Raw genomic sequence first — 17,610 nt, forward strand, 5'->3', positions numbered from 1 at the left:
TCCGCAATTTGTCGTAAACATCCGCCTTGCCGGGCAACGCAGCAACGCGGTTTCCAACGACGCGTGCGCCAGATGATTTGGCAGGAACTCCTTGATGGCAAAGGTTTCGCGGAGGATTTCGTGGTCGGCAGCATAGACAATCCCTGCGCCGCCTCGTCCGAGCACATTCCGAATCACAAACTCATGTACACGAGTTCCCGGTATTAATGGATGAATACTGTCGTCCATCGCTAAATCCTCGGTCGTAGGTTGGGTTGCCGCTGTTGGCAACCCAACAATTTACGCCAATATCACATTAATTGGATTGCACTGTCATCGCACCAGCAAAATCATTTTTTCATGGTTTGCTACGATTGCTGAATCCATTCGGGAACATTTCTTTTAGACCATTTTGCAAATCTCATTTTTTCACCGATATAAAACTGCCTATACGCAGCGACTGCGTCGCCTTGAATCTTGTATTGATCTGGCATTGCTTGAGCAAATGCAGTTAATCCTTGACTTGCGTAGCGATAATTTGCAATTGCATTTAGCACCCCGATTGAACGATGATCAACCTCTTTCTCAAATCTAAAACGGTATTCAGTATTTAATGCGAGCGCCAGATTTTTTAGCCATAAAAAATTCTCAAATGAATGTTCTACCCAAAGCACGCATGGATTTGAATGTGCGTGGATTTATAGGGTGTGCTAAATCCTTTTTTATTGAGTGCAGTACATAACATCTGTACGCTTTCAAGTATCATTTTTACGACGTGCTGATCGCAATGATACTGTGCGCATTGTTCTATATCTTCATCTAAAACAAAAATGTTCATATCGAAATTTTTAATCCAGCTCAGGAATAACGCAGTTGCAAAAGATTGGCAACGCTGCCAGCCAAATCAAACGCATAAAAAAACGGCTTGTACCAGAATTGGATACAAGCCGTTAATGATGTGGAGCTGACGGTCGGATTTGAACCGACGACCTGCTGATTACAAATCAGCTGCTCTGCCAACTGAGCTACGTCAGCGTTGGGGCGCAGTTTAACTATCTTGTGCGTTAATCGCTATGCTTTTTGATCGCACTCACCGGAATCGACACCGGCTGCGGTTCATCAACGAAATACGGACGTTCCGTGCTGCCACCAGTCGCCAGCGTCTGCTCACGCGCAGCAATCGCTGCTAAACAATGTTTTACCTGCTCCACCGTCGCATTTGAAAGCGGATGCCGCATTCCCGGCTGCGGCGTTACATCGCGGATGATCGCCGTGAGCGTGTGACGCATCAGCAGCAAAATTTCTTGTTCTGGCGTTAATTCACTCATCGTTGATTCCGTTACCTGTTAAAGAAAATCCAAGTTGTTCATCAGGTTGCAGCACATTTAACTCCGCTTCAGTCAGAATCTGCACACCCAATTCCTGCGCTTTATCCCATTTCGAGCCGGGCGCTTCACCCGCCAGCAAATAATCAGTTTTGCGCGACACGCTGCCTGTCACCTTCGCGCCCAGCGCCAGCAATTGCGCCTTAATTTCATCGCGGGAACGACTGAGCGTGCCGGTAATCACCACCGTTTTTCCGGCCAGTGGGCGCGTATCGACTGTTGCAGCGACCAGCGGCAACGGCTCAGTTTCCGTCCAGTGCACACCCGCTGCCTGCAAATGCGCAATCGCCTCGCGGTTGTGCGGCTGCGCAAAAAACTGCACCAACTGCTCGGCAACCACCGGTCCCACGCCGTCAACCCGCTCCATCACTTCCGCAGCATTTGCGGTCATCAACTGCGCCAGCCCACCAAAACTGGTGGCTAATGCTGCCGCTGTGGTTTCGCCAACTTCGCGGATTCCGAGCGCAAAAATAAATCGCGCCAACGGTCGTCGCCTTGGCTTTTTCAATCGCCAACAACAATTTAGTCGCTGACTGCATTCCCATCCGTTCCAGTCGCGCCAACTGGTCATGCGTCAACTGAAACAGATCGGCTGGCTCGCGCACCCAGTCCACATCCACCAGTTGCTCAATCAGCTTGTCGCCCAGCCCCACGATGTCGAACGCCCGCCGCGATGCAAAATGTTTCAACGCCTCTTTGCGCTGCGCCGGGCAATACAGCCCGCCGCTGCATCGCGCCACCACCACGCCTTCAGTGCGTACTACTTCCGAGCCGCACACCGGACATTGACTTGGCAACTCCAGCGGTTGCGCCTCCGCCGGGCGCAGCTCCAGCACCACGCCAACCACTTCGGGAATCACGTCACCAGCACGGCGCACACTGACGGTATCGCCGACGCGCACATCTTTACGATGCACCTCGTCGAGATTGTGCAGCGTGGCATTGGCGACGATGACACGCCGACTGCGACCGGTTTTAACCGAGCAACCGGCGTCACTGCGCCGGTGCGACCGACTTGAAAATCAATCGCTTCGACGGTGGTCAGTGCTTCCTGCGCCGGAAATTTGCGGCAATCGCCCAGCGCGGATGATGACTGGTTGCGCCGAGCGCGGTTTGCGTGGCAAGCGCATCGACCTTAAACACCACGCCGTCAATGTCGTAATCCAACGCCTCGCGGCGCTCGCCGAGCGTCGAAATACGCCCGACAGCCATCAATGCCGGCGACCTGCTGCAACTCCGGTGAAATCGGCACTCCCCAGTCACGAATACGCTGCAACATGTTGAATTGACTGTTATCCGGCGCAATCGACACTGCGCCCCAGCCGTAACAACAAAACGCCAGCGGACGTTTTGCGGTGAGTTGCGGATCGAGCTGGCGCAACGAACCGGCAGCCGCATTGCGTGGATTGGCAAAGCATTTTTGTCCACGATCCGCCAATTGCGCGTTGATCTGCGCAAACCCGCTGCGCGTCATGTACACCTCGCCGCGCACTTCCAAAATCTCCGGGCAATCGTCACCGCGCAACCGCAGCGGCACGCTGGAAATGGTGCGGACGTTATGCGTCACATCCTCGCCGGTGCTGCCGTCGCCGCGAGTCGCTGCCTGCACTAAAACGCCGCGTTCATAACGAATACTCACCGCCAGTCCATCCAATTTCGGTTCGGCAATAAATAATAACGGTTCATTCTCTGCCAATGCGTCCGTTAATTTACGCATGAACGCCAGCAATTCGTCGTCATTCATGGCGTTATCCAATGAAATCATTGGCACTTGATGAGTGACAGCGAGAAATTCTGCGCTGGGTGTTGCGCCGACACGCTGCGTTGGTGAATCGGCAGTAATCAATTCAGGATGCGCAGCTTCTAAATCGCGCAATTGACGCATTAGATCATCGTATGCTGCATCGCTAATGATTGGTTCATTTACGACATAATAACGATGGTTATGCTCACGAATTTCGGCAGTGAGCGCAGCGATAATTTCAATTAAATCTTCAGGTTTATTCACGATTGCGTTTCCTTTGCCCACCGTAGTTGATTGGCAATGACTGCTTTACGCATTTCATCCTGCTTTTTCACTGTCAGCGAACAGCGCATATCATCAAGAACGTCGCCGCGCAATGAAATCGCTAATTTACGCGCAGTGGCAATCATTTCATCGAGAATCGTCATGTCTTCAGGTCTGCCGCACAATTGCGCAAATAGCACCAAACCGGGCGTGGTGAATTCATCCATCGCATCAAAAGGAAAAGTGCCCGGCTTGACTAAATTGCCATGCTGAAATAAACCCGCGTTTCATCCTCGAATTCGTCAAGGCAATGAAAAATGTCCATTTTGCCCGGATGCAATCCGCACGATTCCGCCACATCCAACACCGAAGCGCCGCGAAAAGTGTGACCGCGTCCGCTCATGACGCTGACCTGAATCAACAGCGGTTCGAGCGCCGGTTTTTCGTTTCCACCACTGCCGGAGCTGATGACGCGACGCTTTGACCTCCGCCGGTTTCGGTTCAGGTGGTTTAGCAACTGTTTTGTTGCAGCAGGTTTTGGCGGCGCAGCGGGTTTAGCAGCGGGTTTAGCTGGCGCAGACCGTTGATTAGATTGACTGCGCTGATCAGATTCCGCTTTAGGCGACTGAACGCGAGCAGACGATGCAGCACGATCATCAGCATCTGGTTTGTCGGATGTGGGTTGCGTTTTGCTGGCGCGTACACCGTAGGGCGCATCGGATTTGCGACATCATCACTGCGCTCATCGCCGTCTTCCCGGCGGTCGTTATCTTCCCAGTGCTCGTCGTCATCGTCAGCATCCTTATCCTTGCTGCGTTGACGTTCCCACCAATAGAGCAGTGAGATGAGCACTGCGCCGATGACGATCAAGATGATACGAATCGTGTTGGCGTCCATTCGATATTGAGATGACCGTTGATAAGTTTATCGGAAGTTTGAACAAGTATAAGAGTTATGCGGTTGAAAAAAGTTGTCAGTTTTCAGTTGTTAGTGACCATCGTGTTTCCGTTACCAACTGACAAGTGACAACTTCCGAATTATATCAATGCAGATCGTCAATCATATGTCTGCGTCTGCCGATCAGCACGCGGCAGTGCCAGCAGTCGATCATCGCGCAATTGCATCACAACTTGCGCCACCACCTGCCCAATCGTTTGTTCGGAATTAGGATCAAGCGGTTGCGAGCGTCCAGACCAAAGCAGTGCGCCAGTTTTCGTGTCATAACAATTACTTTCCAAGCGCAACTCTTGATAACCGCTGTAATAACCAGTGCGCATCACTTTGAAATAAACATCTTGATAATAGGGCACAAGCTGGCGATAAACTTCTGGTACTGTATTTACTCGCACAGGTAATGGTTCTGCGCTTTTCGTTGGTTCAGCAACCAAATGTGTCACCAATACTGCATCCGCCCAGCGCGAATTAAACTAGATTGAATAGTTTTACTGCGTTTGGGATTAAGTGCAGGAACCAATGCTTCACTGGAACGCGCTGTTAATCCTTGTGCTTTGAATGCTTGAACAAACGCATCTTCATAAGCCCGTTGGATTTTGGGGTGATTTGCAATTCCCAACACAATTAAATGCTGATAAGGCGCTGGCACACCTTCCGGTTTTAACCAAATCGAATTAACGCCATTGGTTGCGCAGGCAGTTAACAGTAGCGGAGCAATGCCGATAATCATCCGCAATGCGCAATTAAACTTAGCGATAACATTATTCATCTGCTGTTCCAATCATGCCAATCTTTCCTCCAGTCACGGATGAATAAGCACATCCAGTAAAGTCTGTTGAATAAGGTCATTATCGAAATTGCAACCCGTATCTCGCCGAATGGCAATGCGAATCGCTTTAACAACATCTTCGGTCAAAATTGCTTGAATCAAATTCTCTCTTGTTAATGCACTCACTTCGCGCCAGCATTTTTCCAAAGCGCCTTTTTGCGTCATGCCAAAGCGGGAAATTAAAATCAATTTTTCGCAGTCTTCTAAACTAATTTCTGGCAATAAATTAACTGAAAATACAAGATTTGCATCAACGATATTCTGCATCGAAATATGATAAATCTGCCACGTTGATAGATTGGTGAGTAATGCCCAGCGAATTCCAGAATAAGCGCCGTAAGAAGTTGCTTGAAAAACATGCTTTTCACTTAACTTCAAACCTGCACGTTTGCTTTCACCTACAATCACATCTTCTTCATCTATAGCAAGCACATAATCTGCTTTTCGACCTTGAATTTTCTGCTCGGCTTTGACTTCTTCCATCGAATAACCAAAGACATCTAATAGAATACGATCCAGAATCATCCGCGTATTGCTTTCATTCGCACCATTTGCCACAGCCGCTTTAATTTGCGGTAAAAATTGGCGTAACGCTCGTTGTAGTTTAGTGGCTTTTTCAGTCCAAACTTGCTTGGACGGTAAAGTGCTAGATGCTGCAATAGCGTGGTCAATATGACTGTTGGCAACAGGATTTTGAATACTAACGCCAAACGATGCAGCTAATATGTCAAGTCCACCATTGTAACCTTGACCAACAGCACGAAACTTCCATGTGCCTTGGTGTCGATATAATTCACCAAGCATGAGCGCACGTTCTTCTCCACTTGGTTGTAAATTAAACCGCAACAGTTGTTGATTAGATTGATCGGAAATATCAATATAAACCATTCCTAATTGTCCGCAGTGCGGCTGCAACGCAATGTCACTATCAATCGCAACGGTGATGATGAAAACAAGTTTGTTTACAGTATCAGGAATGCGATCTAAAAAAGCGCGAAAAAGTCGACGTTCACGGTGATATTCAGGATCAAGCACTAATCCGCCGCAAACCGTTTGCGTTTGATTATAAAAAATAAAATCTTGATCGTCGCGTACAGTTCCCGATGAATTGATAAGAAATGCACTAACATCTGCTTCTATCGCTGATTCTTTATTCCAACCGATAGAAATCATTAAATTACGTTCTAAAATTGCTGTATTCGCGCCCTGCTGTAATTCAATACTCATTTGCATTAACTCATTTGAATTGATTGACTATCAATCGGAGTTGTCACAATGAACAACTCCGTATTGCTAACAACCTATATTAAACCGCTGCGCTCTAATAGAAATTGCGTTAATAATGCCACTGGACGACCAGTGCCGCCTTTTTCTTTACCACTGAGCCACGCCACGCCTGCAATATCTAAATGCGCCCAGCGATATTCCTTGGTAAAACGAGATAGAAAACAAGCCGCTGTAATCGCTCCACCTTCGCGCCCACCGACATTCGCCATATCCGCAAAGTTGGTATCCAATTGCTGTTGATAATCGTCCCACAACGGCAAGCGCCACGCCCGATCGCCAGCGCGATCGCCAGCGGTCAATAATTCGGCAGCCAGCGCCTCGTCGCTGCTAAATAATCCCGTTGCATGTTTGCCGAGCGCAATCACGCAGGCGCCAGTTAAGGTTGCTATATCAATGACTAACGCGGGATCAAAGCGTTTGCAGTAAGTCAGCGCGTCGCACAGAATCAGCCGTCCTTCCGCGTCAGTATTCAGAATTTCAATGGTTTGACCGGACATGCTGGTCACGATGTCGCCGGGTTTGTTGGCGTCGCCGTCCGGCAGATTTTCGCTGCTCGGCACAACGCCCACGAGATTGAGCGGCAAATTCAACGCACAGGCAGCCTCCATCACGCCCAGCACACTCGCGCCGCCGCACATGTCGTATTTCATCTCGTCCATCTCGGTTGCAGGTTTGAGCGAAATTCCGCCTGCGTCGAAAGTCAAACCTTTACCAACCAAAACAATCGGTTGCTCATCAGGTGCGCCGCCTTCGTAGGTCATCACGATCAACTTGGGCGGCTGGCGACTGCCGCGAGCGACTGATAACAACGCATTCATGCCCAGCGCCGCCATCGCCTCTGCTTCCAGCACTTCCACCGTCAATGCCTGACAACGTTCTTCCAACGCCACTGCCTGCGCCGCCAAATAGCTCGGAGTGCAAATGTTGCCCGGCAAATTGCCCAATTCTTTCGCCAGTCGCATTCCGCCCGCGATTGCCGCACCGTGTGCAATGGCGCGTTCGGCAACGGCTGGATCGGCATCTTCTGCCAGCCACAGCGCCAGCGCCGTCAGCGGCATTTTCGGCGCATGTTTATCGTTTTTCGTGTGCGTATAACGATAAATCCGCTCTTCAGCGATCATCACCGCCTCGCGCTGCGCCAGATACGCATCCATGCCGTCCGGCAAGATCGCAGGCAGCGCCAGCACTGCTTCACCCGCGTGCATTTGCTGAATCGCGTTGATCGCAGCGGCGAGCGTTTTGCGGTAATTCGCCCGCGTCAACGCTGATGATTTACCGAAATCCATCAACAATATCCGCTCGGCAGTCACGCCGGGCACGTCATACAACAGCAGCGTGCGCCCCGTTTCACCGCTCAGATCGCCCTTTTCCCACAACGCCTTCAATCGCCCATTGCTGGCGCGATCAATATCTGCCGCTGCGCCGCTCAATGGCTCCTGCGCAAAAACACTGAGAACAAGGCAAGGCGTGGTCTGGGTTGCCAGTGCGCCGGTGCGTAAAGTCATTTTCATGGTCAGCATTCCTCAAATAAACGTTGAAATCACACACAAAGTTGGAACATCAGCCGGTTGGCGTGATAGTGATAGGATGATTGAACACTTTGGCAAATAACAGACCTGAATACACATGCGCCTGATTGATCGTTATCTCGCGTGGGCAGTGATTGGCGGCACCTTACTGACGCTCGGCATTTTGCTGCCGCTATTAGGCGTGGTGATTCTTGCTGATGATTTAGACAACATTGGCACTGCCAATTACCAATTAACGGATGCGCTGCTCTTTATGGTGCTGAGTTTACCGCGTTACGCCTATCAGATTTTTCCAATTGCCACATTAATTGGCGCGTTAATTGGATTGGGTGCATTAGCCAATCGCTCTGAATTGGTCGCCATGCGTGCTGCGGGATTATCAGTGTGGCAAATCGTATTCGCCGGATTGCGCGGCGGCGTGTTATTAGTCGTGCTGGCGCTGGTGCTCGGCGAAGTCATTGCGCCAATGACAGAACAACGCGGAGTGCAATTGCGGCGCCAAGCCTTATCGGGAGAAATTGCGCAGCAAACGCTCGATGGTTTTTGGGCGATTGATGAAGGTGCTTATGTCAACATCCGCGAAATTCAATCAGGCGCTGATTTACGCGATATTTTCATTTATCAATTCGATGCAGCGACAGAAACGTTGATTGAAACTCACGCCAGCGCAGCACGTTATCGGAATGCACATTGGATATTAGAAGACATTGTCCGCAGTCGAATTAGTGACGGCGGTGTGCAAGTAGAGCGCATTGCACAAACGGGTTGGGATTCGTTGCTTGATCCGGGATTACTTAAAATCGTAATTGCAAATCCGCATTTACTGCCAGCGTGGAGTTTATACCGTTATATTCGGTTTATGGCAATTAATAAACAGGATGCTGGCGCTTATGAAGTAGTGTTTTGGGCTAAAGTGGTTTATCCGTTTTTGATGTTATCCATGATTTTACTGGCAACACCGTTATTACTTGGTTCATCGCGCAGCAGCGGCATGGGTTGGCGGTTATTTGTCGGCATTTTAATCGGCATTCTCTATTATTTGATTAGCCGTACCTTTGCTTATTTAGCTCTGCTGTTTGGAATGAATCCCGTTCTTGCAGCGATTATTCCGCCACTGTTATTTATTTCTAGCGCATTATTATTACTGCGTCGGTTGGGATAATAGTCGTAGGTTGGGTTGCCGCTGTTGGCAACCCAACAATTCAGATCAACATCGCAATGATTGAATGACAGCATCTGCGCAAAAGAGATGTTTTTTAATGCGTTAAAATTGGGTTGATTGCATCAACCCAACTTACGGTTTCTGATTTGAAAACGCAATGCGGCTGACAACGTGGCAGTGCATCCGCACAGACCAATTCAACGGTATGCAGTAATTGCTGCATGTCCAATGGTTTACGCAATACTGATGGACAATGCGCGTGATGGTGTTTGCAGTCGATATGACAGTCTGGTTGTAAATCCTGACCGCTCATTAAAATTACCGGCAATTGCGGATGCTCTTTCGCCATTTTTTCAAACAAACTAAAGCCATCCATAATGGGCATGGCGATGTCTGATAATACGAAATCAAAATTGCTATCTGCGCTGAGAAGTCGCAGTGCATCTGCGCCATGTTCCGCCGTGCAAAACCGCCAGCCCTGCGCAGTCAATAACCGTCCAATGGCTTCGCGTATTCGTGGATCGTCATCGACCAATAGCACTCGTTGCACCTTGTTTATTGACATCGACAGCATCGCGTTTAAATCCTCTGCGTCATCCGGCAATTCTGTTGCGCCGGGCAGCAGCAGACGAAATTCCGTGCCTTCACCCAGCCGCGAATCCACTGTCAATGCTGCGCCGCTGCGAATGACAAATTCCTGCACCATAAATAGTCCCAGCCCGTGACCGCGTTGCTTGGCTTTGGTCGAAAACAGCGGTTCAAAAATCCGTTCCAGCGTCTCCGGGCGCATTCCGTGACCGGTGTCGCTGATGCAAATGGCAACGTGAGCGCCAATCGGCGCAATACCTAAACGCGGTGGCGATTCCGGCGCAGTCGGTTGGGCGCTGGCGGTTAATTTGAGTTGACCGCCGTCGGGCATCGCGTCGCGGGCGTTGAGCACCAGATTGAGCAACGCAGCTGTAAAAACGCAGCGTTACTGAAAGCGTAAGCTCGGCAGCAACATCGAATTGCGCATCAATAATGCGCGGTAACAGGTGGCGCAAAATCCCAATTAATTCATCAAATACAACGCGCAATTCCACCCGTTCGCATTGAATGCCCCCAGCGCGACTCAGTGACAGCATTCCGGCGGTGATGACTTTGGCGTGACCAAGTGCGCTTTGCGTTTCCTCCAGCACTTCAGCAATTTCTGGATCAGCAGTTCTGTTGATGCCCTCGCTGAGATAAAGCAGATTTGCGTCGATTACGCCCAGCAAATTATTGAAATCATGGGAAATTCCGCTGGCAAGATGTCCAATCGTGGCGCGTTCGCGGGCAGCGTCGAGATCGCGTTGCAACCGTTGATTATGTTCCTGCGCCGCAAGACGTTCGGTGATGTCTTCCACCATCGTTACCGGCAGCGCTATGTCGCCATCCAAACCCGGAATCAACGTGACCCGCACATCTCCCCACACCACTTCGCCATTTGGACGCAGATAGCGCCGATTAACTGATAGTTGGTGCGTTTTCCTGAGGCTAATTCCGCAAAAAGTGTTGCAATTTCAGGACGATCATCAGGATGAATCAAGCCGTCAATACATTGTCCCAGCAGCGCCTCACGCTCACGCCCCAACAGTTTGGCGTAAGCGTGATTGATGTAAATAAAACGCGTTTGGCATCAGGAATGGCAATGCCCAGCGGCGCATGGTCAAACACAATCCGAAACCGCTGCTCACTCACGCAGCCGCGATAAGGCTTCTTGCCGAGCAGTAACGTCTTGATCTGCGCCGCGATAACCGAGCAATGTGCCATTCGCATCAAAAAACGGTTGACCGTGCGTGAGCAGCCAAACCCGTTGCCCATTGCGGTGTTGTGCCACATTAACCAAATCTTGAAACAGACCCTGACGCGCAAATACTTCAAATGCTTGTGCTTTAAATGCCTCGCGTTCCGCTTCTGGAGTGAGATCATAAAAATGCTGTTTACCAATCAATTCATCTGGGCGATAACCCAAAATAGATTCCACTAAAGGACTGATATAAGTGAATTGACCTTCAGCATTGACTTCCCATGCAATTGAGCGCGTTTGCTGCGCAAGTAAGTCATAACGCACCACGCTATCACGCAACGATTCATAAGTGCCTTCACGTTGAAAAGTGCTGGCCAGCAAATTGGCATATACCCGCATAAATTCAACTTTATTGTTCGTAAACTGATGCGGCAATTTGACTGCATCTAATCCTAAAAAGCCGATTAAACGACCGCCATCCATGACCGGCATCAGCAACAATGATGCGTATTCTGAGCAACGAATAATACGCATTCTTCCTGCCAATTTCTATTCAGGTCAGCAACTTGTGGAATTATCACTGCTTCATTACGACGCAGCGATTTACTAAATGTAGTAAAGCGATCAATTGCAATACACTGACATTGGTCGCGTAGCGGAATAACACCTTCTGCCGTCCATTCGTGGGTTTTGCTAACGGTATTGGTAACATGATCAATTTTGCAAAAAAAGGTACGATCAAGATGATGCCCCAGCCGCCCTAATGCGCGTTCAATAACCGTATCAATACCAAGTGTTGGCGTTAAATTAACCAGTTCACCAGCCAGCTCCACTAATAAATGATCAAGCAATTCGCGGCGATGCAGTTGGATTTCCGCATGTTTGCGTTCATTAATGTTAGTATGCGTACCCGCCATAATTTGTGGTTGATTATTCGCATCGCGGATGACCACGCTCCCTTCAGAAAGTACCCATACCCAATAACCATCTTTATGGCGCATTCGCAATTCACACGAATAGCGATGATCGGAATCAGCCAAATGTATTTTCAGTTGTTCTTCACAACGCGCCAATTCTTGTGGATGTGCCAATTGCTGCCAAGTGGTATAGGACACCGGTTCTAATTCGGCGATGGTATAGCCACAAATGTTTGCCCAATACGTATTAACTGTTACTTCGCCGGTAGCAATGTTCCATTCCCAAGTACCCAACTGTGTGCCGTTAATGACATTGACGAGTCGCTGGCGTTCTTGAATTAACGCCAACTGCGCTTCTTTCAAATGACTTTGATCGAAAAGATAACCGCGAATTTCATTAATCTGACCTTTCGCATCGCGCATCAAGCGCGTGAAATCGTAAAACCAGCGGTATTCCCCAGAATACAAACGCAAGCGATAGGATTGCTCAAATGTGTCGCGGCGATATTTAATATACCAATTGATTTCATCAACCACTGCTTTTAAATCGTTAGGATGAATGAGATCAGCGTAACGGAAATCGGCATCTAACATTTCTGCTGGCGTATAGCCAAGAATATCAGTCACATTATTTGAGACTTGTATTACTGGCCAGTGTTCTGCGACATCCCAAGTAATGGTAAACACTGGTCCTGCAGAAAATAAATCTCGCTCACGACTTAATGCAGCTCGCGCTGCCAATTCCGCAGTTTGATCTTTACTAATTCCAAAAAAGCATTCTTGACCATTCCAATGTCCACGCCATACTCGCGCTGTTGAAGGCAATTGTTCACCGTTTTTCATTAACAGCGGCAGGTTGCAAGTATGGGTTAAACCGCTGCGCATTGCGCTCACTGTGTTATTGCTGGTTTCAAAAGCATCTGCGGGATGAATTAATGAGATGGATTTGCCAACTAATTCTGTTGCCGAATAACCTAATTTACTTTCCACTGCTGGATTGATGTCGAGAATTTTCCCATTCAATGTGGTCACAAAAATTAAATCGTCCATACTCTCAAAAAAGGCGCGAAAGTTGGTGCGTTCGACATGGAGTAAGCGAAAATTTATGGTTAAGGCGTTGCCGATAACAGCGAGCGTATCGGCTAACTGATTTGTTTCAACAAAAAAACTTGAAGGTGGCGCAATCCACGGAATTTGATCGCGGATTGCTACTGGCAGTGCCCGCGCACTGGTGACTAAACGTTGCAGTAATAGTGCTAAATGACGACTGCCGATTTGCGCAATTAATAATGCCAATAATGTTAATACCATCAGCAGCGCCAGCGTATGTCGTACTTCGGTTTGCACGCGATCAATGATTGGTGCCGCATTCACTGACATGACCAATGCGCTACCGGTTTTTGGGTATGGTACAGCAATGTTATAACGTCCTTCACGATAGCGTTCCATTCGGGAATCAAATCTATCTTTTGGTACTGCTTGATGTAAACGCATCACACTATCAATTGGATATGGCGGCGGCATTTGGGCACTGGTGATGTACATTTGCACATCTGCATTTTGTAATAGGCTGGCGTTATAAATTTGTAGAAGCCTTTTAATTTCTGCTGCTAATAATTCTGGGTGTGCATCTGCAGCGTGTTTATCCAGTTCTTGCAGCGTTAATTGCGCGAATAATTGCAACCGATCACTGAGCCGGTTTTCGATTTCAATACCATAACGCTGGCTATTCCAACTAGCAATTAATAATCCCGGCAATAGCGTAGCGAATAACAGACTGGAAAAATGCAATTCAGCGATGTGCATTCCACCCTGTGGTCGTCGCATCAGCGCCACGAATAACATAAATAAACTGACGATTGCTGCATTGAAAATCCCGTTGAGTGATTGCTTGAATACCACCAATAACGTTTGTGGCCAATTCATTTCCAGCCCAACGCGATAACACAGAATGACTAGCGGAATACCAATAAATAACCAATACAACGCATCGGCAAGTGCCAGCGGTGGCAAGGGGCGACCGCGTCGCCGTGCCCATTCACGTTGTCCGCCCACAACGGCAGCTTCTGCAACAAAAATTAATAGCGCATAGGGATGATCCCATAGCAATAAAGTATAGGTTCCGCCTGCTGCGGCAACTAAAATACCGGAAGCTCTGCCCAACCAAACCAGTGCCAATAACGCAGCAATTGATCCGAATAACAGATCAACGCCAAAAAAGAGTGAAAGATGCAGCACATTACCGGCGATTGCTGCCACTGCCAGCAATACAGTGAACAGAATCTTTTTAAGATACAAATGGTTGGAAAGTTGTGGTATTGGCATAACAGCTTTTCACCTAAAAAATTGAAATGTGATATAACGATCTAGTGATTTGATGATACGCCAGCATGATCGCAATGGCGTTATTTTAAACTGTGCAAAATAACACCATTATCAAGATAAAACTGTGATTGTGAACACAATTCCTCAAGTAGCTCAATACTGCCCGGGCGTCCAAAGAGATAACCCTGCGCTAAATCTAATCCGGCACGAAATAATAAATCACGTTGCGCTTCAGTTTCGACTCCTTCCGCAATGAGTTTAAGACCAAGGCGCTGTCCAAAACTGATCACGGCCATCAATACCGTCATGGCTTTAATTGAATCAAACATTTCTGAAACAAAACTCAAATCAATTTTCAGAAAATTAAATGGCAATTCTGCTAAATTGCGCAATGACGCATAACCAGTGCCAAAATCATCAATGGCCAGCGATGCGCCCATCAATTGTGCTCGTGCCGCAAAATCGCGTAATACTTGGCGATCATTCCGCGCCCAAGTTTCAGTAATTTCAACCTGCACCCTACAGCAGCCATCTAGTCCCGTCACCAGTGTTTGCAATAGTTCAATTGCTTGCGGTTCTTCAATGGTAAAATGTGATAAATTTACCGATAGAAAATTGAGGTCTAATGGTTGTAACCGTTCACGCAGTAGGATAATTTTGTCGAATAAATCTTGGGTCAGAGGATCAATTAAGTTGGCGGTTTCTGCCAGTGGAATAAAATCCCGTGCTGCCAATAACGAGCCGTCCGCTAATCGCAGTCGTGCCAGCACTTCTGCTCCGCAAGGTCGACCATCAACCAACGAAATAATGGGCTGAAAAAATGGTTCCAACGCTCCAGCTTTAAGCCGTTCAGCCAATAATTCTGCATCGAATGGTGGATTGTGTACTTCCGAATGTGACAATGCAGTATAATTTGGAGCGATTGATGGAGAATGCAGTGGTTGTAATGGTTGATGTGGATTAAGTAATGGCATCAAGTCGTTGGCTAATAGTGCTTTAGATACCAAACCACGTACTTCAATTCCGCGTGCTTTGGCGATACGTTGCGCAGTATCTAAAAGATCATCGCCATAGCCAGATAAAAAAGCGACGGGAATGCGCTGTTTAGTTATCGCCAGCCATTCAATTAAATCTAGTCCGCTTTCCTGTCCCAGCCCGAGATCAAGCAGTAACAAATCGGGAGTTAATACCAATACCGCTGTTTTACAGGTTTGAATGGAGGTGCAAAATTCAAAGGAATGACCATGTCGTCTAACAATACGCCGCAACGTGGATTCCATTCGAGGATCATCATCAAGATAGAGAATGTGCATAGAGAATTCTTACTCCACTGGTTGGATTGAAATGCTATCGACGTTGATAACTGCCACAATTAACTGACAACTAACAACTGAATTATGAACCAAATGCCTTCTATTCTCAGTGACCATGAACTGCATCAACTGCTCGCCGAAGATGTTCCTTTTGGCGATTTAACGACCGATTCGCTCGGTATTGCCGCTTGTTCGGGGCATATTCGCTTTTTCGCCCGCGATCCGATGGTGGTATGCGGCACCGAGGAAGCAGTGCGAATGTTCCAATTGTGCGGTACTCAGACGCATCTTTACGCTCCTTCGGGTACCTCCGCACCGACCGAAACGCTGTTGTTGGAAGCACAGGGCAGTGCTGGTGCGTTGCATCGTGGCTGGAAAACTGCGCAAACATTAGTGGAATGGTGCTCTGGCGTGGCGAGCAGTGCGGCGGGCATTGTCGCAGCTGCGCGTCGTGGTGATCCAATGGCGATGGTCGCCGGAACACGCAAAAATGTTCCCGGCAATCGTCGTCTTGCATCAAAAGCCTTTCGCGCTGGCGGCGCGGTGATGCACCGCAACGGGCTGTCTGAAACGCTGTTAATTTTCGCCGAGCATCGGCTATTTCTCGGTTTGGAATCTGCGGCGACAACGTTGGCGCGACTACGGCAGCAATGCCAGAAAAACGCATCGTTGTCGAAGTAGTGAATTTGAAAGAAGCAGTACGATGGGCAGATGCTGACGTGTTGCAATTAGAAAAGTTTACCGTTCAAGCAGTTGCCGAAGCTGCTGCGGTGCTGGCCGGCATGGATTCTCACGCCGTACTCGCTGCTGCTGGTGGCATTCACATTCACAACGCCGAAGATTACGCCCGCGCTGGAGCGCATCTCCTGATTACCACTGCGCCGCATTTAGCGCCGCCGCGTGATGTGCAGGTGCGCTTTGGATTGGCGAATTGATGCACTGCAACAGGCGTTCAAAAACGGTGTATGTTTGAAACTGCCGTTGTTTGATGCTTAGAATGCGTCCCTTATTTCGTCAAGATTTCATTAAAGGTGGTTATTCCATGCAAGACCCAGTTGCTCACTCGGACAGTCAAATTGGCCGCGTCGAGGTCAAGGAAACCACTTGTTATATGTGCGCCTGTCGCTGCGGGATTCGCGTACACCTGCGCGACGGCGAAGTGCGCTATATCGACGGCAACCCGAATCACCCATTGAATAAAGGCGTCATTTGCGCCAAAGGCAGTTCGGGAATTATGAAACAGTATTCACCGGGGCGAATTACGCAACCGCTGCGGCGTAAAGCTGGCGCAGAACGTGGCAGCAGTGAATTTGAAGTTATTTCATGGGAAGAAGCATTCGGAATGCTCACTGAACGACTCAGTAAACTTCGCGCTGAAGACCCAAAAAAGTTCGCGTTATTTACTGGCCGCGATCAAATGCAAGCATTAACTGGCATGTTTGCCAAACAATTCGGCACACCGAATTACGCTGCGCACGGCGGTTTCTGCTCAGTCAATATGGCTGCCGGATTGATTTACACCATCGGCGGTTCATTCTGGGAATTCGGCGGTCCCGATTTAGAACGCGCCAAACTCTTTGTAATGATTGGCACTGCCGAAGATCATCATTCCAATCCACTTAAAATTGATATTGCTGCATTCAAACGGCGCGGCGGTCGCTTCATTTCCGTCAATCCAATTCGCACCGGCTATTCCGCAATTGCTGATGAATGGATACCAATTAAACCCGGCACAGATGGCGCATTGCTGCTGGCGATTACCAATGAAATTATCAAGCTGGGTTTATACGACCGCGAGTTTTTAGTGCAATACACCAATTCCGCGAATTGGTCATTGATGATCCAGAACGCGATAATCACGGGCTGTTTTATCGCGCCGAAATGCACATCGAAGAAGGCTGCTTTGATCCACAAAACAAACTGTGGTGGGATCGAGAATTAAATATCGCCATTAGCACTCACACGCCGGGCGTGGAACCCCGTTTAATGGCAGCTATACGCTTGATGACGGCACACCAGTAAAACCCGCATTTCAATTATTGAAAGAGCGCGTTGAACAATACACACCAGAATGGGCAGCGCCAATCACGGCATTCCCGCTGAGACGATTCGGCGGCTGGCGCATGAAATGGGCGTCACCGCACGGGATCAAAA

Annotated in this window: 15 protein-coding genes, 1 tRNA gene and 5 pseudogenes; 3 read left to right on the forward strand and 18 right to left on the reverse strand. The window is 48.6% G+C overall.

Annotated features, from left to right (window positions below; translation table 11 throughout):
- The 11 genes and pseudogenes from CXB77_RS19085 to CXB77_RS05240 form a co-directional block, all read right to left on the reverse strand.
- Positions 1–228, reverse strand: a 228-nt coding sequence (locus CXB77_RS19085; protein ID WP_206781062.1) for a hypothetical protein, incomplete at its 3' end; no start/stop codon positions are given.
- Between the two features lie 119 nt (positions 229–347).
- The gene (locus tag CXB77_RS05195) at positions 348–653 is read right to left on the reverse strand and encodes a hypothetical protein (RefSeq protein ID WP_197711011.1); all 306 of its coding nucleotides are present in this window, start codon (positions 651–653) and stop codon (positions 348–350) included.
- 285 nt (positions 654–938) lie between these two features.
- Positions 939–1,014: transfer RNA gene (locus tag CXB77_RS05200), tRNA-Thr, on the reverse strand.
- A 29-nt stretch (positions 1,015–1,043) separates the two neighbouring features.
- The gene (locus tag CXB77_RS05205) at positions 1,044–1,307 is read right to left on the reverse strand and encodes a segregation and condensation protein A (RefSeq protein WP_105073071.1); all 264 of its coding nucleotides are present in this window, start codon (positions 1,305–1,307) and stop codon (positions 1,044–1,046) included.
- Positions 1,300–3,372: pseudogene (gene ligA / locus CXB77_RS05210) on the reverse strand (NAD-dependent DNA ligase LigA). The gene CXB77_RS05205 and the pseudogene ligA overlap by 8 nt, the downstream one beginning before the upstream one ends.
- A pseudogene (locus tag CXB77_RS24465) lies at positions 3,369–3,775 on the reverse strand (cell division protein ZipA C-terminal FtsZ-binding domain-containing protein). Before CXB77_RS24465 ends, ligA begins: the two co-directional pseudogenes overlap by 4 nt.
- 107 nt (positions 3,776–3,882) lie before the next feature.
- On the reverse strand, positions 3,883–4,269 hold the full coding sequence (locus CXB77_RS05220) for a hypothetical protein (RefSeq protein ID WP_105073072.1): 387 nt from the start codon (positions 4,267–4,269) through the stop codon (positions 3,883–3,885).
- A gap of 158 nt (positions 4,270–4,427) precedes the next feature.
- Entirely contained in the window at positions 4,428–4,772 is a 345-nt protein-coding gene (locus CXB77_RS05225) for a hypothetical protein (protein ID WP_105073073.1), read from the reverse strand.
- Positions 4,766–5,095 (reverse strand): hypothetical protein, encoded by a 330-nt coding sequence (locus tag CXB77_RS05230; protein WP_146108706.1) that lies wholly within the window; start codon positions 5,093–5,095, stop codon positions 4,766–4,768. The genes CXB77_RS05225 and CXB77_RS05230 overlap by 7 nt, the downstream gene beginning before the upstream one ends.
- 33 nt (positions 5,096–5,128) lie before the next feature.
- Positions 5,129–6,382 carry a TerD family protein gene (locus tag CXB77_RS05235; RefSeq protein WP_105073082.1) on the reverse strand — a complete coding sequence of 418 codons (1,254 nt, stop codon included), beginning with the start codon at positions 6,380–6,382 and terminating at the stop codon, positions 5,129–5,131.
- Positions 6,383–6,456: 74 nt separating this feature from the next.
- Positions 6,457–7,953 (reverse strand): leucyl aminopeptidase, encoded by a 1,497-nt coding sequence (locus tag CXB77_RS05240; RefSeq protein ID WP_105073083.1) that lies wholly within the window; start codon positions 7,951–7,953, stop codon positions 6,457–6,459.
- Between the two features lie 115 nt (positions 7,954–8,068).
- Between CXB77_RS05240 and lptG the strand changes: the two genes are divergently transcribed.
- Positions 8,069–9,133, forward strand: a complete 1,065-nt coding sequence (gene lptG, locus CXB77_RS05245; RefSeq protein ID WP_105073075.1) for an LPS export ABC transporter permease LptG — start codon at positions 8,069–8,071, stop codon at positions 9,131–9,133.
- A gap of 94 nt (positions 9,134–9,227) precedes the next feature.
- Here lptG and CXB77_RS05250 read toward each other — a convergent pair whose 3' ends face one another.
- The 7 genes and pseudogenes from CXB77_RS05250 to CXB77_RS05275 all read right to left on the reverse strand — a co-directional run bounded on the left by CXB77_RS05250 (position 9,228) and on the right by CXB77_RS05275 (position 15,456).
- Complete coding sequence (locus tag CXB77_RS05250) at positions 9,228–10,052, reverse strand: response regulator (RefSeq protein ID WP_105073076.1); 825 nt, start codon at positions 10,050–10,052, stop codon at positions 9,228–9,230.
- Positions 10,053–10,494: 442 nt separating this feature from the next.
- Positions 10,495–10,617, reverse strand: a pseudogene (locus CXB77_RS22905) (PAS domain S-box protein); the annotation flags it as partial.
- Positions 10,560–10,745, reverse strand: coding sequence for a hypothetical protein (locus tag CXB77_RS24470; protein WP_172452542.1), 186 nt, complete (start codon positions 10,743–10,745; stop codon positions 10,560–10,562). The gene CXB77_RS24470 and the pseudogene CXB77_RS22905, both read right to left, overlap by 58 nt.
- A complete protein-coding gene (locus CXB77_RS19090; RefSeq protein ID WP_172452541.1) occupies positions 10,697–10,852 on the reverse strand; it encodes a hypothetical protein in 156 nt (51 codons plus the stop codon). The genes CXB77_RS24470 and CXB77_RS19090 overlap by 49 nt, the downstream gene beginning before the upstream one ends.
- Positions 10,845–11,393 carry a PAS domain S-box protein gene (locus tag CXB77_RS05265; RefSeq protein ID WP_242445473.1) on the reverse strand — a complete coding sequence of 183 codons (549 nt, stop codon included), beginning with the start codon at positions 11,391–11,393 and terminating at the stop codon, positions 10,845–10,847. Before CXB77_RS05265 ends, CXB77_RS19090 begins: the two co-directional genes overlap by 8 nt.
- Complete coding sequence (locus CXB77_RS05270; protein ID WP_105073080.1) at positions 11,393–14,143, reverse strand: PAS domain-containing protein; 2,751 nt, start codon at positions 14,141–14,143, stop codon at positions 11,393–11,395. The genes CXB77_RS05265 and CXB77_RS05270 overlap by 1 nt, the downstream gene beginning before the upstream one ends.
- Positions 14,144–14,223: 80 nt before the next feature.
- Positions 14,224–15,456, reverse strand: a complete 1,233-nt coding sequence (locus CXB77_RS05275) for an EAL domain-containing protein (protein WP_105073081.1) — start codon at positions 15,454–15,456, stop codon at positions 14,224–14,226.
- A 93-nt stretch (positions 15,457–15,549) separates the two neighbouring features.
- Between CXB77_RS05275 and modD the strand changes: the two are divergent.
- Positions 15,550–16,391, forward strand: a pseudogene (gene modD / locus CXB77_RS05280) (ModD protein).
- 107 nt (positions 16,392–16,498) lie between these two features.
- A pseudogene (soeA, locus tag CXB77_RS05285) lies at positions 16,499–17,610 on the forward strand (sulfite dehydrogenase subunit SoeA); the annotation flags it as partial.

Origin of the sequence: Chromatium okenii (genome assembly GCF_002958735.1) — a bacterium.
Classification (GTDB): domain Bacteria; phylum Pseudomonadota; class Gammaproteobacteria; order Chromatiales; family Chromatiaceae; genus Chromatium; species Chromatium okenii_A.

Bases quoted from the DNA above. Each gene is read 5' to 3' on its own strand.
- CXB77_RS05205 (WP_105073071.1), bottom strand. From the start codon at position 1,307: ATGAGTGAATTAACGCCAGAACAAGAAATTTTGCTGCTGATGCGTCAC.
- CXB77_RS05220 (WP_105073072.1), bottom strand. From the start codon at position 4,269: ATGGACGCCAACACGATTCGTATCATCTTGATCGTCATCGGCGCAGTG.
- CXB77_RS05230 (WP_146108706.1), bottom strand. From the start codon at position 5,095: ATGAATAATGTTATCGCTAAGTTTAATTGCGCATTGCGGATGATTATC.
- CXB77_RS05235 (WP_105073082.1), bottom strand. From the start codon at position 6,382: ATGAGTATTGAATTACAGCAGGGCGCGAATACAGCAATTTTAGAACGT.
- CXB77_RS05240 (WP_105073083.1), bottom strand. From the start codon at position 7,953: ATGAAAATGACTTTACGCACCGGCGCACTGGCAACCCAGACCACGCCT.
- lptG (WP_105073075.1), top strand. From the start codon at position 8,069: ATGCGCCTGATTGATCGTTATCTCGCGTGGGCAGTGATTGGCGGCACC.
- CXB77_RS05250 (WP_105073076.1), bottom strand. From the start codon at position 10,052: ATGCCCGACGGCGGTCAACTCAAATTAACCGCCAGCGCCCAACCGACT.
- CXB77_RS05265 (WP_242445473.1), bottom strand. From the start codon at position 11,393: ATGCCGGTCATGGATGGCGGTCGTTTAATCGGCTTTTTAGGATTAGAT.
- CXB77_RS05270 (WP_105073080.1), bottom strand. From the start codon at position 14,143: ATGCCAATACCACAACTTTCCAACCATTTGTATCTTAAAAAGATTCTG.
- CXB77_RS05275 (WP_105073081.1), bottom strand. From the start codon at position 15,456: ATGCACATTCTCTATCTTGATGATGATCCTCGAATGGAATCCACGTTG.